At 60.9% G+C, this 16,132-nt stretch carries 14 protein-coding genes and 1 riboswitch; of the genes, 8 read left to right on the top strand and 6 right to left on the bottom strand.

The window, feature by feature from the left end:
• Positions 1 to 71: 71 nt before the first annotated feature.
• The 7 genes from SHEL_RS09070 to SHEL_RS09100 all read left to right on the top strand — a co-directional run bounded on the left by SHEL_RS09070 (position 72) and on the right by SHEL_RS09100 (position 6,544).
• Positions 72 to 593, top strand: a complete 522-nt coding sequence (locus SHEL_RS09070) for a 4Fe-4S dicluster domain-containing protein (RefSeq protein WP_012798970.1) — start codon at positions 72 to 74, stop codon at positions 591 to 593.
• 118 nt (positions 594 to 711) lie between these two features.
• Positions 712 to 1,404, top strand: coding sequence for a TorD/DmsD family molecular chaperone (locus SHEL_RS14465; RefSeq protein ID WP_012798971.1), 693 nt, complete (start codon positions 712 to 714; stop codon positions 1,402 to 1,404).
• Positions 1,405 to 1,457: 53 nt separating this feature from the next.
• Positions 1,458 to 2,147 (top strand): ferric reductase-like transmembrane domain-containing protein, encoded by a 690-nt coding sequence (locus tag SHEL_RS09080; RefSeq protein ID WP_012798972.1) that lies wholly within the window; start codon positions 1,458 to 1,460, stop codon positions 2,145 to 2,147.
• 33 nt (positions 2,148 to 2,180) lie between these two features.
• Positions 2,181 to 2,284: riboswitch (guanidine-I (ykkC/yxkD leader) on the top strand.
• 42 nt (positions 2,285 to 2,326) lie between these two features.
• Entirely contained in the window at positions 2,327 to 3,634 is a 1,308-nt protein-coding gene (locus SHEL_RS09085; protein WP_012798973.1) for an MATE family efflux transporter, read from the top strand.
• Between the two features lie 150 nt (positions 3,635 to 3,784).
• Complete coding sequence (locus SHEL_RS09090; RefSeq protein WP_012798974.1) at positions 3,785 to 4,519, top strand: MerR family transcriptional regulator; 735 nt, start codon at positions 3,785 to 3,787, stop codon at positions 4,517 to 4,519.
• Positions 4,520 to 4,667: 148 nt separating this feature from the next.
• On the top strand, positions 4,668 to 6,227 hold the full coding sequence (locus tag SHEL_RS15645; protein ID WP_232001585.1) for a YecA family protein: 1,560 nt from the start codon (positions 4,668 to 4,670) through the stop codon (positions 6,225 to 6,227).
• 98 nt (positions 6,228 to 6,325) lie between these two features.
• The gene (locus SHEL_RS09100) at positions 6,326 to 6,544 is read left to right on the top strand and encodes a hypothetical protein (protein WP_126513793.1); all 219 of its coding nucleotides are present in this window, start codon (positions 6,326 to 6,328) and stop codon (positions 6,542 to 6,544) included.
• A 72-nt stretch (positions 6,545 to 6,616) separates the two neighbouring features.
• Here the strand turns inward: SHEL_RS09100 and SHEL_RS09105 are convergent, their stop codons facing one another.
• The 4 genes from SHEL_RS09105 to SHEL_RS09120 all read right to left on the bottom strand — a co-directional run bounded on the left by SHEL_RS09105 (position 6,617) and on the right by SHEL_RS09120 (position 9,405).
• Entirely contained in the window at positions 6,617 to 7,393 is a 777-nt protein-coding gene (locus SHEL_RS09105) for an SDR family NAD(P)-dependent oxidoreductase (protein ID WP_012798976.1), read from the bottom strand.
• A gap of 11 nt (positions 7,394 to 7,404) precedes the next feature.
• Positions 7,405 to 8,253, bottom strand: a complete 849-nt coding sequence (locus SHEL_RS09110; protein WP_012798977.1) for an N-acyl homoserine lactonase family protein — start codon at positions 8,251 to 8,253, stop codon at positions 7,405 to 7,407.
• Between the two features lie 139 nt (positions 8,254 to 8,392).
• Positions 8,393 to 8,935 (bottom strand): hypothetical protein, encoded by a 543-nt coding sequence (locus SHEL_RS09115; protein ID WP_012798978.1) that lies wholly within the window; start codon positions 8,933 to 8,935, stop codon positions 8,393 to 8,395.
• Positions 8,936 to 9,135: 200 nt separating this feature from the next.
• On the bottom strand, positions 9,136 to 9,405 hold the full coding sequence (locus SHEL_RS09120) for a TetR/AcrR family transcriptional regulator (RefSeq protein ID WP_012798979.1): 270 nt from the start codon (positions 9,403 to 9,405) through the stop codon (positions 9,136 to 9,138).
• Between the two features lie 126 nt (positions 9,406 to 9,531).
• Here SHEL_RS09120 and SHEL_RS14470 point away from each other — a divergent pair, with 126 nt between their 5' ends.
• A complete protein-coding gene (locus SHEL_RS14470) occupies positions 9,532 to 10,218 on the top strand; it encodes an HXXEE domain-containing protein (protein ID WP_050749568.1) in 687 nt (228 codons plus the stop codon).
• Between the two features lie 84 nt (positions 10,219 to 10,302).
• On the opposite strand, the gene SHEL_RS15305 is transcribed toward SHEL_RS14470, so the two are convergent.
• Positions 10,303 to 10,458 carry a hypothetical protein gene (locus SHEL_RS15305; RefSeq protein ID WP_012798981.1) on the bottom strand — a complete coding sequence of 52 codons (156 nt, stop codon included), beginning with the start codon at positions 10,456 to 10,458 and terminating at the stop codon, positions 10,303 to 10,305.
• 314 nt (positions 10,459 to 10,772) lie between these two features.
• Positions 10,773 to 16,004 (bottom strand): Ig-like domain-containing protein, encoded by a 5,232-nt coding sequence (locus tag SHEL_RS09130; RefSeq protein WP_050749569.1) that lies wholly within the window; start codon positions 16,002 to 16,004, stop codon positions 10,773 to 10,775.
• Positions 16,005 to 16,132: the final 128 nt, after the last annotated feature.

A 16,132-nucleotide genomic window follows, 5' to 3' on the forward strand; every position in this document is an offset into this window, starting at 1 on the left:
GCCCCTAACCAGATGATCCCAACCTGCGGACGAACCGCGACCCGCAGGGTTTTCGAAAAAGGAGAAGAACAATGAGCCAGATGGGATTCCTGCTCGATCAGAAATACTGCATCGGCTGCCAGACCTGCCAGCATGCCTGCCGCGTGCGCCACGGCTTGGAGCCGGGAACCTACCCGCGCAAGGCCACCAGCAGCCAGATTCAGGTCGTCGGCCCGTTTTTGAGCATGGCCTGCAACCACTGCACCGCCCCGGCATGCGTGGCCGTCTGCCCCGTAGGCGCTCTCACCAAGCGCGAGGATGACGGCATCGTCGTCCACGACCCTGAGATCTGCATCGGATGCCTTTCCTGCCAGCAGGCCTGCCCCTACGACCACCCGCAGCTGAACACCATCACCGGCAAGATGGTCAAATGCGACATGTGCGCCGCCCTGCAGGACAAGGGCGAAACCCCTGCCTGCGTTGAGGCTTGCCCCGTCAAGGTGCTCACCGTGGGCACCATCGAGGATTTGGAAGCCCAGGGCGGAGTAAAGGAAGGCGTCGATTTCACCTACGCCGAAACCGAGCCCAACTTCCGCTTCATCCCCATCGATTAACCCCTCAACCTGTGCCGGCGGCCTTGTCCCCTCCCAGCCGCCGGCGCGTTTTGCAAACCTCGATTCCGCAATCGAGCCACCCCGCGTCCATCCGCCAGAACCGTACCAAGGAGCAACCATGACCGGCATCAACACACCGTTCGAGAACAACGCCGAATACGCCGACTTCGCCCTGTATCGTTCGCAGATGTACGCTGCTGCATCGGCCGCATTCACCACCGAACCGACCTGCGAGGAACTGCAGACCCTGGTGGAAGCCGCCTGTGCATCCGACGGCTCCGACTGCCTTCGCGATTGCGAACTCAACCTGTTCGAGCACCTGCAGACCTACCGCGACGAGGATCCCTCTGAACTGCGGACCCGCGTGGCGACGGAATATGCCGAGCTGTTCGTAGGACCGCGCCCTCCGCTGGCCCCCTTGTACGAGTCGGTCTACGTCGGCGCCGTGAAACGGCTGAACACCGATGTGACCATGCAGGTGCGCAGGTTCTACGAGAACCACGGGTTCACGGCGGTCAACCGCAACAGGGTGCCCAACGACCATATCGGCCTTGAGCTTGAATTCATGGCGCGGCTCTGCGCGCTGGAGGCCGAAGCCGCGATGCGCGACGACCATGCCGAATGCGACCGGCTTCGCCATGTGCAGCTGGAGTTTTTGGCACTGCACCTGTCCGCCTGGGTGGACCTGTTCGCTTCCCGCCTGTCCCAGGCGTGGTGTGCGGATTACTACGACGCATGGGCGCGCTTCGTCCAGAGCTTCATAAAAGAGGACGACGCCTACCTGAGCGCATCTTTGGGCATTGCCGCCTAGCGGCGAGCCGCCCCTGCCGACATCCCCACAGAACAACGATTGGAGCGACGTTCATGGAGGTCATCCTCTGTCTGATTGTCACCTCGATCGCCGTCTGGCTGCTGCGAAAACCCATTGCGAAGGCCCCTTGGGCCTTCTATATAGCAGCCGCGGCGTTGAGCCTGGCGTTCGGAACCGGTCTTGTTTCAAACTTGAGCTATCAAGCCGCCATGTTGCTCACGCCCGTCATGAGACGCTGCGAGCTTGCCTTCGCGCTGCTGGCCGTCGTCATGTTCACAGGCATCCTTCCCAAGGACTCGAAACTGCGCCTGCAGCTTGTCCCCATCCGCGGGTATTTGGCCATCATCGCGGCAATTCTGGCATCCTGCCACATCTTCCTGTATGGAAGGGCCTACCTTGCGAAAGTCGGGGTGGCCTTCGGCGGGTTGAACACCGCCACCTATGCCGCCCTCGCCTTCGCCGTCGCGTTGGCGGTGCTGCTGGCCGTGCTCTCCGTAACGTCGGTGCGCATGGTGCGCCACCGCATGAGCCCACAATCTTGGCGCACGTTGCAGAAGGCGTCGTACGTGTTCTTCCCTCTGATCGGCGTGCATGCGCTGCTCATGATCGGACCCGCAGCGCTTGCGGGAGGCCCGTCGGCCGGCAACGCCTTGGCGTATCTGGTCGTCATCGTCGCCTACATCGCCGCACGGCTCGCCCGAGCGGCCGCGGACAGACGCGGGGTCTGCGACGACGCACGGTAGAACCTTGACAAGAGCTGCCCACCCCGTTATAAAGAAACGGTTTTATAGGGTTCCGCAGCGAAAGCTGGCCTGGTCCGAGATAAAACGGGTCGGACGAACATACCGGCCTAACACGGAAGGACAAAAGCCTGGGAGATTGTACAGTCTCCCAGGCTTTTTATGTACGAGGCGGCGATAACATGTACCAAGGTTCGGCGGCAAAGGTGTTCGCACGATACGCTATTCCGCAGATGATCGGTCTGCTCTTCAATTCGGTGTACATAATCGTCGACGGCGTGTTCATCGGCAACCGGCTCGGCAGCATGGCCTTAGCGGCAACCGGCGTCGCCGTGCCCGTGGTCGAGCTGCTCATCGCGTTGAGTATGGCCGTGACCGCCGGGGCGGGCGTGGTGGTTTCGACGCGCATCGCAAAGCGCGAGCACGAACAGGCGGTCAGAGCCTTCCATACCTGCCTGGTGCTCCAGGGAATAATCGGGCTGTCCGTCGTCATCCTGGGCAACCTGTTCATCCACCCCTTGGCGAAGCTTCTGGGCGCCACTCCTGACATCCAGGCCATGACGGTAACCTACCTTCGCTACGTCCTGTCTTTCGCACCGTTTTTGCTGTTCGGCTACCTGCTCGGCGGCCTTGCCAGAAACGACGGCAAACCGAAGCTGGCCATGGTGGCGCTGTCGGCAGGCTCGCTTTCGAACATCCTTCTCGACTACGTGTTCATGTACCCTTTGAACATGGGCATCGCAGGCGCGGCGCTGGCAACAGGCATCGGCCCCATCGTCAGCATGGCCATCCTGCTCCCCCACTTCTTCGCGGGAAAGGGCGTGCTGCGCTTCCAAAAGACTGCGCTTTCCGGCAACGACGCGCGAAGCTTCCTGCGGCTCGGCCTTCCGTCATTCGTCATGGAGTTCAGCATCGGCATGGTCACGTTCCTCATGAACTTCGGCATCGTCCGCTACGGCTTCGGCGAAAACGGGCTGGCGGCATACCTCATCATAGGCTACCTGATGCTCATCGTGTTCACGCTGTTCCTGGGGATGGCAGAGGGACTCCAACCTGCGTTCAGTTACCTGCATGCGGCGGGCGACCACACCAAGCTCAAGGCCCTGCTGCGCTTCGCCGCCTGCGTGTTCACGGCCGTAGGCGTAGTGTCGTACGTCCTGGTGCTGTTCTTCTCCATCCGGTTCTATTCGATTTTCACGCCCGAGGCCCACGAAGTGGCCGTCATGGCCGCTCAGAAGAGTACCTGGTATTTCTGCGGATTGGCCTTCGCGGGCATCAACATCCTGTCGATTTCCTATTACCAAGCCACCGCCCAAACAGGAAACGCCCTGCTTATCTCGTCTCTCAGGGGCTTCGTGCTCCCGGCGCTGCTCATTCTTATCTTGCCGGCGGCATGCGGCCCGGAGCTGCTCTGGATCTGCCATTCGACCGCCGAAATTATGACCACGCTCGTCTGCCTCGCATGCGCCACCCACCTTCTCCGCCGCTAGTGTGACAATCTCCCGAACCTTTTTTGTCACATTCCGAATATGGCGGAAGGAACCGCTGCACGCACCCGCAAACTTCTTTCGAAAAGGGTATTGACCCTTACGTTACGTCATGGTTTATCGTATCCGCAGAGACGGAAAGGAGAGCAGGCCATGCGAACGGTACACGAGGTTAGCGACCTGTCAGGCATCAGCATCCGCACGCTGCAGTACTACGACAGAATAGGGCTTCTGCACCCCACCGAACGCACACAGGCAGGTTACCGCCTGTACAGCGACGACGACCTGGCGCGGCTTCAGCAGATACTGCTGTTCCGCGAGCTGGAGTTTCCGCTCAAAGACATCAAAAGGATAATCAACAGCCCGGATTTCGACCGGTCGAAGGCCTTGGAGCAGCAGATCGAGCTTTTGGAGCTGCAACGCAGCCGCATCGCCCGCCTGATCGCACTGGCCCGGGAATTGAAAGAGAAAGGAACCGGCATGCCGACATTCGAACCGTTCGACACGAAGAAAATCGACGAATACGCCGCACAGGCGAAGGCTTCGTGGGGCTCCACCCCCGAGTGGAAGGAATACGAAAGCAAATCGGCCGGACGCACGGACGAGGAGGAGCGATCGATGGGCGAAGAGCTGCTGTCCCTGTTCAAGCCCTTCGGGCAAATGGCGGCCGAAGGTGCGGACCCTGCAAGCGAGAAGGCCCGCGAACAGGCGAAACGCATCCAGGATTACATCACCGAACACTTCTATACCTGCACGGACGAAGTGTTCCTGCAGCTGAGCCGGGCCTACGGCGCAGGCGGCGAGTTCACGCGCAACATCGATGCCCACGCAGGCTCCGGAGCTGGTGCGTTCGCCATGCATGCGATCGAGGCGTATATCGAAGGCTAGTCGCGGCTCTCCGGCGCCTATCGCCCGAATGCTGGCGCAACGCGAGCCGCACAGCCGCCGAAATGCCTTACACTGCTTGTGTAAGTTGATTCTCTTTTGCATGCAGCTGGGCAGCCTGGCCCGCATGTGCGAACGGAGGTACGACGCCATGCTGGAAAAGAACGACGGCTCGACCATTGATTTTCTCTCCGCATCACGTGAAATTCAGAGCATGAAGCTCGAAGGCGACGGCACCCGATGGAAAGCAGACCCGCAACGCGAATACGGACGCTCCCGCAAGACCCCCTTCCCTCCGAGCGTGGGACTTCACCGCGGGGCGCTAGCGGGACTCACTTGGGAAGAGCGCGAGAAAGCCGTAAAGGAAAGCAGCGGTTGGGAATCGTTTCGTTCTGAAATTGATTCGGCCATACAATCGCACTACGACACTGCCTGGAACGCAGCGCTTGACGACGCGGTCCATCTTAAGCCTGTCGAAAGCATCCAGGAGCTCATGACCGAGATGGGCGACAAGGGCGGCAGCATCTCCAAAAAAAGCTTTTTGGACAGCCTCTATCGCAGCCAGAACCCGCAGCTATCCGCGATGGGCGACGCCCTGAGCGAAAAGCCCGACGAGTTCTTCGCCGACTTGGCCTTGAGCGCCGCCCGAAGTTATACCCTGGGCGATCTGACGAAGGATTTGGACGCCGCCTATCCTGAAGTTTTCGACCTGATGAAGCGTCTTGCCGCCTCGGGCTACCGCCTGGACTTCGAAAAGAGGCCGGAAGCCTTCGCGCTGCGGGAAACCATCCATGATGCCGCTCCGTTCGTCCGGAGCTTCAACCATGATGGCACCCTTACTGTGATCCTGATGGAAGAATACCGCGACATCTTCGACGAGGTTGATTGGGATGAGCAGGACAGACGCCGAAGCGCTGTTGAGCACGCGATTCAATGCGCCGGGTCGATGGCGTTCTTCTGCGGAATCGCCCCAGTCAGCGACGTGCACAAGCAGTTCCGCGCATGGTATCCGGACGAAGACCTGTGGACCGACGAATCGGATTTCCTCCAACTGCTGCATTCCTTGTGCGTACAACGCGACATTGCGGATACAGGATTCGTCTGCAGCAAGACCGGCGGGGAGCTTCCGCCATCAATCGTATCCTACGGCGTGATGGAAGCCTGCGGCGCCTTCGACGAGAACATGAGCGACCAGCAGATCGAAGACGAAATCGACGAGTACATCGCCATTCTGACACCAAGGCGCGAAACCGTCGGGTTCAACGGGCTTCCCAATGGCGCCAAGGGCAAAGATCCTTTCGAGTACTGCTACGAGCTGCCGCAGGTACGACGTATGGTCGCCTTCCTGGATGCGCACGTACCCGACGACGATGACGACTACGAGTACGCAGACCGCACGACAGACATGCTGCTGATGCTGACGATATCGAACCTCGGAAGCCCGCAGGATGTGTTGCGCACCGTTCTGGACAGCGAACTCGTCGTAATCGAAACGCAAGGCGAGCTCAGGGAGTTCAGCGATTGCTTCATGACCATGTCGAACGCCCTCCCCTGTTGGATGAACTACGGCCGGTCCGCTTACGATCTGAACGACCTCGCCACCGGGCAGAAGTCGTTCTACGACGAGTTCGGCCGCAAGATCAAGGTCGGACGCAACGACCCATGCCCGTGCGGAAGCGGAAAGAAGTACAAGAAGTGCTGCGGCAGATAGGACGACCCTAGCTTCAAGCTGGAACCCACTGCGCGGACGTCAAACCAGAACCGCACGAAAAAGGCCGCCGACTCGGAGGAATTGCCAGGGCGGCGGCCTTGTTTTCAGGATTGCCGGGTTTCGCCTACGCTTCCATCGACATTTTAGACGAGACCGGCGCCATGACGCTTCAAGTCGAAGGCGGCTCGCACCTGTCCGACGACCCCGGGAAGGACGCGATGATCTCCCGTATCGAAAGCCACGACGGGGCGCACCTGCTCGACTATGCCGAGTCGCTGGGACTTGGAAGCCAGACCTACGAGCTGATTCCCGTTTAGGAGTCCGAAACTCGAAAGGACCCGCGAGAACTTCACGGGCCCCAAACCACCTGCAGGCGATGCGTGCCGAAGCTAACGGTTCATGCGCATGGCGAACTTACGGGCGACCGAACGAGGGACGAGCCGCGATGCAAAGGCAAGCCGCTTCGTGACAGCACCCTGCATGCTGACGGCCTTGCCCTTCAGCATGGCTTCGCAGCCGCGCTTGGCCACCGTTGCGGCGTCATCCGCATGGCGGAACATCGTCGAACCGGCGCCCATGTCGGCGGCCGCTTCGAATCCGGTGGCCGTGGGACCAGGGCAAAGCGCGGTTACTGTAACGCCTGTGCCCGCAAGCTCCTCATACAGGGCCTCGGAGAAACTGAGCACGAACGCCTTGCTTGCATAATAGATAGACATATAGGGTCCCGCACAGAACGCGGCGACGGATGAAAGGTTCATAACCATGCCGGCGCCGCGTTCGACCATATGCGGCACCAACAGATGCGTAAGCTGCATCAGGGCGACGACGTTCACCTGCACCATGTCGCGCTGACGGCTCCAGTCAGCCTCGTGGAAAGTCCCCGAGTCGCCGAATCCGGCGTTGTTCACTAAGATGTCGATGCGCAGCTCGCGCTCAAGCACGAAATCGTACACATCGAGCGCAGCATCTTCCTGCGCAAGGTCGCTTGCGAATACGTGTGCCGTTACGTGGTAGCGGTCCTCGAGCTCGTTTTTGAGGGCGAAAAGCTTGCCTTCGCTACGGGCGACAAGCACAAGGTCGAAACCCTCCTGCGCGAGCACGCGGGAAATCTCGGCCCCAAGGCCGCTCGATGCGCCTGTGACCAGGGCGGTCGGCTTTGCGTTCACTTCGCACCTCCTTACAGCTCGATGACGTGCGGTTCGATATCGGGATCGTGGTTTGCCAGCGACTCCACGCACAACGGGTCGAGGCTCTGTTCGCGGATCCACGCGAGCGACCTTTTCTGCTTGGCCTTGTCGGCAGCGATGCCGCTCGTGATCTGCTCCTCCCAGCTTTTGCGGGCATAGCCTCCGTCGCTGAAAAGCAGCACGAACTTACCTTCGCCATTGGTAACCTTCACGGCGAACAAGCCGTCAGCGTGCCCCGGGATGTTGATAAGCTGGATGGAGCCGTCGCCCAGAAGGTCGAAGGACTTGCCGAAGGGACCCAAAGCGCCGTTCCATTCGACCGCGTCAAGCTCGACCATCCCCCACCAATCCTTGTTGTACCGCACGCGGCTGCTCGCCTTGCTGGCGAATCGGACCTCGTCGGCCGCCACCACGAAGCGCTTGGCGTCGGCCACCTGTGCGATTCCGTTCGCATGGTCGCAGTCCAGATGGGTGAGCAGCACCGCATCGATGTCGCTCGTCGCGACACCCATGGCCGCCAGCTGTTCGTCGATGCATTCCCCCATGCCGATGCGCCCCTGGTTCACCTTGTAAAGGACCCATGAGCCGAGCGACTTGATCTGCGCCTTCTTATCGAATACCCCCTCTGGGCTCATGGCGCGCGCCCAGCCGGTATCCACGAGGAAGAGGCCTTTTGGGTGCTCGATAAGGTAAGCGGACACGGGCAGCCACAGACGGTCCTCCTTCTTGCCGAAGATGCCGGACGCCTTCACGGCGGTGCAGTTGTCGCCGCCGAAGGGCAGGTCGGGTGCCACGCACACTTCGCCGGTATGGAACACATGGATTTTGATATCGGACATGGGATGCCTTCCTCTCGCTGGTCCGCGATATGCTTCATTACAAACCATTCAACACGAACGAAGCGATCGGAAACACTACACGGAAGCCGAAAGTGTTCGCTTTTTCCCGCATGCCGGCGATTCCCGTCAGCCGCGCGCCCTAGATGGATGCCATGATCGCTGCAAGCGTCCGGTCGATGAGGTGTTTGGCGTCTTCCACGTTGGAAGCGTCGGGATGTTCCATCCAATACGTGTAAGCGCCGATGACTGCCGAGGCGCCCATCTCGGCGAGCAGGCCCCAATTGGGCTGCATGCAGGCGGCGGGATAGCGACGAGAGAAATTCCTTTTCACGGCGCTCTTCCATTTCGTGATGAAGCGCATGTCGGGCTGTACGACGAGCAGCGCCCGGAAATCCGACCAGTTCGCCTTGATGAAACCGAAGGTCTCGTCAAGAAACACGCCGAAATCCATATGCGGAAGGTTCCCGCCCGAGACGCGCTCTGTGATTTCGGCCAACCCGGAAAGCAGCCTGTCCTCCACATCTTCCAGAACATCGTCGACGTTGCGGTAGTGGGAGTAGAACGTGGTACGGGCTACCGGCACGGCCGCGCAGAGGCCCTTCACGGTAATGCAATCCATCCGTTCCTTGGCGTATGCGCGCATGAATTCCGAACGAATGGATTCTTCGATGCTGTTCGCCATGTTGCCTCCCGTGCTCCAGACGAGACCGACAGGCTGCGGACTGCCCGTCGATTGATTCCAACGGCAATTGAAACTCAAAAACGGACGCAATTCAAGAAAGGGCGCGTCCGTTTTGAAACCAGCGTTCCCGATGCTGCAGCATATCGCGGCAGATCTGGATCCTGCTGCAGAAAGCGCATTCTTGGGCTGAGGCACGCTGCTTATGTAAGTGACGTGTGCGGCGCCATGGCACCGCCAGCCCGATGGACAGTTTGATGGGCGGATGCCGCATTGTTCAGGAATGCCTTGCGGGCCAGATCCTCCATGCTCTCGTAATGATAATAGAACGAGTTGCGGTTGATGCCGGCCGCCTGAGATATGCGCCTCACGGTTATCTCGGAGTATCCGACTTCCTCCAAAAGCCTCCAGAATGCAGCCTCGATTCTGGACGTGGCGGCCGACTGCGGGTCGTCCTTCCTCGGTCGCGGCATACGGCCTCCCTGCTGACGACTGTCATTCGAAACTAGACACTTTGCCTAATAAAGACCGTTTTATTGTACCACGTGTCTATTTACAGTAGAACCATAAGAAACAAGCATGAGGCAAGGAGGTCCACGGTGTTGAAGAGCCTGGTCAACCATTGGCACGAGGTATCCGTTTTCCTGGCAGGAGCAGTGGCTGTCTGCGCGATTCTGCTGGTCGAGGACCCTGTGCAGAAATGCCTGCTCGCCGCCATCGTAGCGATGCTGTTGCACTTCTTTGAGGAGTTCGGCTTCCCCGGCGGCTTTCCGCATATGGGAGTGAAGGCGCTGTTGGGAAGCGACGAGCCCGACTCCACGAAATGGCACTGCAACAACCTGAATTCCATGTTCGGCAACTGGACCGCGCTGCTGCTGCTCTACATCGTGCCGTTGCTTTTGCCGGGGGTGCGGTTCCTGACGCTGTCGGCCATGATGTTCCTGTTCGCCGAGGTGCTCATGCATCTGGTGCTGTTCAACATGCGGCAGAAAAGCCTCTACAACCCTGGCATGGTGACGGGCGTCGTGCTCATGGGCGCTATCGGCATATACTACTTCACTTCCGTGTTCGATGCATCGGCGGTCGTGTGGTGGGACTGGGCGCTGGCAGTCGTATGGTTCGTCGCGGTATTCGTGCTCTGCTTCCGCTCGCCTTTGTACTGGAAGCTTGGCGACAAGCCTGGATTCCCCTTGACGCAGCAGACCGCATTCGGCCTTGCAGCCAGGTCCGTAGACGGCGAGGCCGGCAGGGCATCAAACATTGCCTTTGCCGAGAGCCGCGAATAACCCGAACAGGCTCCGAATCGCCTCCTCAGACGGAGGAGATTCGGAGCCTGCCATAATGGCCGCATGAAGCAACCCAGCCGTTTCTCATTCGGGACCCATGCGCACGATTACCGCGTCGAAGACGCCCTTCTCGTTGCCCTTGTCGCCGCCGTAGGCCTTGACCGCGGCCTCCATCTTCGCCTGCAGCGCCTCGTCCTCGCGCAGGAGCTTCTCGAACTTGCTCGCATTCTCTACCGCCATGATGGCTCTTTCGGTTAATTTCTTGTCGGTTCCCTTTACCTTTTCACTCCTTATACGAGCGACCTGCGGGATCCGTCCCGCAATTTGTACACAAAGTTGTTGACGGTTTGGCAAGGGAGGAGAAGTGCGTCTTCGTCAAGGCGGTGCCGATCGCATCCATGGCATTGAAGATGGGTGAGCATGGTGCTCCCCTAAAACGCGGCGGCCTGCCATCTTGCGAGCATGCTTCCATTCCGTGCGCCCCGTTCGCGTTTCTCACGAAAAAGGGAGGCCCAAATCAGGGGCCTCCCTAGGGTGCTGTCGGTACTGCCGAACTAGGAGATGAGCCTTCCGCTGCTGGCGAACGTGTACCATTTGCCGTTGATCTGGTAATCGCCGGTTACCATGCGCCCGGAGCCGTCCTTGAGGTAGTACCAAAAGCCGTCTACCTTCTGCCAGCCGGTCAGCATCTTGCCGGTTGTCGGATTCAGGTAGTACCAGTAGCCGTCTACCTTCTGCCAGCCGGTCGTCATCTGGCCGGTTCCAGGCTTGAGGTAGTACCAATATCCGTTGACCTTCAGCCAGCCCGTAATCATGCAGCCGGTGTTGCTGTCTCCGGGGGTGCCCAGGTAGAACCATTTGCCCGCGTACTTCCCGTTCGTCTCCTTGAACCAGCCGTGGTCCATGACGTTGTTGGTGAAGTGGTACCACTTGCCGTTGGGGAGCTTCTGCCACCCGTTGACGGCGTTGCCGGCGGAGTAGTACTTCCAGCTGCCATTCTCTTTGACCCAGCCGTTCTTGGTGGGTGCGAGCTTGTCGATGGGCTCGGTCTTGGTCTCGCCGCACCTCTTGCAGGTGTAGGTCATCTCGCCTTCGGAGGTTGCCGTGGGCTCCACGGTAACCTTGCCCTCGTCCCAGTCGTGGCCGAGGGCCGGGACGGGCTCCTGGGCCACGAGGACCTCGCCGCAGACGGAGCAGTGGCTGCCCTCGGTCAGCCCGTCCTCGGTGCAGGTGGCAGGGACGGCCTCGTCGGTGACGGGCGTGTGGCCCGTGGCCGGGATAACGACCTCCTGGGTCTGCTCCTCGAAGGCGGTGTTGGAGAACGTGGCCGTGTACGTGCCGGTCCCCGCGGCCACGCAGGTTGCGGGCTCGGTCACGGCGTAGGTCGCGTCGACGGTCTCGGCGATGTTCTTGTCGGGATCCTCGTTGCATTCCATGAGGGCGGAGCAGGAGAGGCCGTCCTCGGTCTCGGCCCATTCGTATACGGGGGCCTTCCACGTGTACCCCGTTGCGGGGATGGTGACCACCTTGGTGCCCTCGTAGGTCTCGTCGTCCGGGCCGGTGACGGATGCGGTGAAGGTCTTGCTGCCGTTGGTTTCCGGGGTGGCGTCAACGACGACGACGTCGATCTCGGAATCGGTTGCCGTGATCGTGTGGGTCGGGTCGTTGGCGCAGGTGAACGTGGCGGTCGCTTCGGTGTAGCCCGCCTCGTCGCTGCCGGTCCACTCCCACGTGGGCTCGCCCCAGTCGTGGCCCGTGGCCGGGACGGGCTCCTGGGCCACGAGGACCTCGCCGCAGACGGAGCAGTGGCTGCCCTCGGTCAGCCCGTCCTCGGTGCAGGTGGCAGGGACGGCCTCGTCGGTGACGGGCGTGTGGCCGGTGGCCGGGATCTCGGTGTAGGTCGTGTAGTCGCAGCGGCTGCACTCGTCGTAGGCCTCCCAGCCGGGCTCGGTGCACGTCGCGGCCTTCGCGTCGTGGTGGACCAGGTCGTGGCCGAGGGCCTCGGTCTCGGAATCGGTGTAGCTGTCGCCGCAGCGGCTGCAGGTGTGGGTCGTGTACCCGCCCTCGGTGCAGGTGGGCTCGGTCACGGTGGCCTGGTAGTCGTGGCCCGTGGCCGGGACGGGCTCCTGGGCCACGAGGACCTCGCCGCAGACGGAGCAGTGGCTGCCCTCGGTCAGCCCGTCCTCGGTGCAGGTGGCCGGGACGGCCTCGTCGGTGACGGGGGTGTGGCCGGTGGCCGGGATAACGACCTCCTGGGTGGCGGTGTACGACTGGTCGCCGAACTCTACGGTGGCGGTATAGACCGTCGACCCATCATCGGTGCAAGTTGCCGAGGTGGTTGTCGTTTCGAGCTCGCTGTCGGTGACGTCCTTGGTGAACTCGGCCTCGCCGTCTTTGGTGGCGAAAGTGGCGGTGGCGGCGGTGTAGCCGTTCTCGTCATCGCTGGCCCACGTCCATGTGGGCTCGCCGTAGGTGCGCGGGGTCTGGTCGTAGGTAGCCGTGTAGGTTGCTTCGCCGATTACCTCTGCGGGGGCGGGGGTCCACCCAGAGAACGTGTAGATGTAGTCTGCGTCAGCTGCCCTGGTCGGCGTAGTGCCGGCGTACTCGGGCATCTCGCCGCGGGGGAACTCGGAGCTCTGCAGCTCGGCGCCATCGTAGTCCACGAAGGTGATGAGGAAGTTGTTCTGAAGCGGCACGGCCTCGAACTGCGCAACGTACGTCACGGGGCCGGTGACTGCAGGAAGGGCGTCGTTCGGGCCATAGACGATCTGGCCGCCGTCGGAGGACCATCCGATGAACGTGTAGGAATACTGCTCGGAATCGGCTCTCGTCGGGGTGGCGCCGCTGTAGACGGGAATCTCGCCTGCCGCATACTTGCCCGACTGGTAGTTCACGCCGGCGGTGGTGAACTGCACGATGTACTTGAAGTTGAAGACGGTCGACCTTTCGAAGATGCGGACTTGGGCGGCGCTGGAGCCCGACGTGTTGAGGCCGAAGGTGCCGTTGCTGTTGGTCAGGTAGTAGGTACTGTTGCTATAAGACATGGAGAGGCGCTGATTGGAATTGTCGTAGGTGACGGCGCTACCCCTGCTGCTGGAGCGGGGCACGTAGGGGCTACTGCTGCTCCTGGACAGGTACCTGCTGTTGTTGGTCAGGTACCTGCTGGAGTTGTAGTTCCAGACGGCGCTGGTGTTGTTGGTGACGATGTAAGCGGGCTCGTCGCCGCTCGCGGCGACGTATTCGCCCTCGCCAAATGTGACGGTGCCGGTGTCTGCGGAGGAGGAGCCGCCGACGTTTTCAATGGCGTAAACGCTGGCGCCATCCTTGGTCACACCGACGATGTAGTCCTTGCCGGTGGAGAGGGCGTCGGTCTCGATGTAGCGAACCTCAGCCTGGTTGCCGGGGTCGATCATCGTGCTGGACTCGCCGGTGGACCTGACGGTGAACAGGTTCAGCGAGGCGGAGGCGGACCCTTCCTCGTGGGTTATGTACTTGTCGGCGTTGGCGCTGTGCAGCGTGCTGCCGGAGACGGCGTTCAGGTACTGGCCGTCCTGGCTTTTGATGTAGTAGCCGCCTTCGGTGGGCTCGATGAGCCAGAGGATTTCGCTGGTGGGCTCGGTGTTGCCGTCATACAGGACGCCGGTCAGGCCCTCGTAGCGGTAGTTCGTGCTGTTGACGAGAACGTCGGAAGACGGCTCGGCCGACAGCGCATAGTCGCCGATGGTGATGATGTAGCCGATTCCGGGCGCGGAGCTCGGGGTGACCGTCACCTCGCAGGTGCCGGTGTATCCGCCGTCGTTGGTGGTGGCGGTGATGGTGGCGGGGCCGACGGAGACGCCCTTGACGCGGCCGGAGTTGCTTACCGTCGCGACGGATTCGTCGCTGCTCGTCCAGGTGACGGTCTTGTCGTCCGCCTCAGCGGGCAGCACGTTGGCGGTCAGGGCGATGGACTTGCCTGCCTCGATTTCGAGGGTGGCGGGCTCCACTTCGACGCCCGTGACAGCCACGGGTTCAACGGTGGCATCGGGCTCGACCAGCTTGCTGGTCTTGTAGTTGCTGGAGGAGCCGACCGTGAAGAAGTCGACGCTGTTGTTGGACGCCCTGGTGGTTAGGTAGATGTCGGCGGGTCTGGGGTTGTCGCTGGCGTTGGTGCTCTTCAGGTAGCTTCCGTTGCCCTGCCAGGCCTCCAGGCCGCCATCGACGACCCAGACATCCTGGGTGTCGCCGACGGTGAGCGTGCCGGTGTAGCCGCTTCCGCTGCCCCTCACGTAGGTCGCGCTCAGGTAGTCGCCGTTATAGCTCTTAATGTAGTACCCGTTCTCGACGCCGTCCACTTCCTCAAGAGTCCAGAGAGTCGACCAGGGAGCGGCATCGTTCGCATTGTACGTGATTGCCTCAAGGCCGTGGTACTCGTAGCCGGAGCTGTTGGACGTCATCTCAGACGACGGGTTGGAGGTCAGGGCGTAATTGTCGATCGTGATGACGAAGTACTGCTCCACGGAGCTGCGGGGAGTTACCGTGACTTCGATGCCGTCGGTGAAGATCGCACTGGTATCGGTGTCGCCCGCCGTCACGGTGATTGTGGCGGTGCCTTGAGCGACGCCTCTGACCCTGCCGTCGGAGCTGACCGTCGCGATGGAGGTGTCGCTGCTTGCCCAGGATACGGCCTTATTGGTGGCGTCCGCCGGCTCGACCGTGGCGGTGAGCTTGGTGGTCTTGCCCACCTCAACGCTAGCGGAGGTCTGGTTGATGGAGACGCCCGTCACGGCTACGGGATCCTGCTCGGTGAATGCGGTTCCCTGTCCGTCGGTGCCGTTCTCCGTTACGTTGTTGGCGAATTCGTCGTAGTACGCGAACGACAGCTGGTTCTTGTGGTTGATTGTGAGGAGGAGGGCTTTGCCCTTGACGCTTTCGCTACCAGAGCCATATTCCTTGCCGCTCATGCAGCCAGCGGCGGCGTAGTAGAAGTTGAATTCCTTCGTGTCGCTGCTGGAGCTGCCCCATTGGATTACGGATCCAGGCTCGAAAACCTCGTCGTAGTTGGTGTCGCTCTGGGAGTGGTTGTGACCCCACAGCAGGACGATCTTCTTTCCGGATGCCGTGGCGGCGTTCAGGACGTCGATGACGCCATCGGCATTGGCCGTCGTGCGGCCTCCCCAATAGCCGCTGCTTCCCCAATGGTGCAGGGGGAAGTGCGTCAGGATGATGACGACCTTGTCGTTGTCGATGCCTGCCAGGTAGTTCTGGAGCGCCGATATCTGTGCGGCGGTGTAATTGTCGCTGTTGTTGTTCCAGTTGTCCGTACCCAGGCAGTAGATGCGGTAGTTGCTGCCCACCATCGCCTCGCCGTCTTTTATGAAGTTGTTCTTGACGGAGTTGGTGGTGGTGTTGTACTTGCCGTTGTAGAATTCGTGGTTGCCGGTGGTGTAGACGCCTGTTATGCCGTTCTGATCGACCGCGGTCATGACCGATTGCGTGTAGGTCCAGAACTGGCTCTCGTTGGCCGAGGCGCTGCCCATGTCGCCGCAGAAGCCGAAGAGCTCGATGTCGCTCTTGCTGATGCCCGCCTTATCCCCGACGTTGGTGAGCCAGGTGTTGAGGCGGTTCTTGGCCGTGTCGTCGGATGAGTTGTGGATGTCCGACGTGAATGCCAGCACGCTCGTGCCGGATTCGTCTGCGTAAGCCTTGCTCATGGCGTTCGGCACGAGGAGGGAAGCCCCGCCTATCATGAACGCCAAAGCTATGGCGAACAAAAGGCCCGATACTCGTCTCAGTGATTTGGTCATGGCGCCTCCTTCGCGTTGCAGTACGTTTCTGGATGGTGCTATGTTGTCCATTATGGGGGCGAGACGAATCGTTTCTTTCTACAAATGCAATGAATTCGGTGGACGTATTTAAGAATTTGTCTAAACAG

The organism is Slackia heliotrinireducens DSM 20476, from assembly GCF_000023885.1.
In the GTDB taxonomy this organism is placed as follows: domain Bacteria; phylum Actinomycetota; class Coriobacteriia; order Coriobacteriales; family Eggerthellaceae; genus Slackia; species Slackia heliotrinireducens.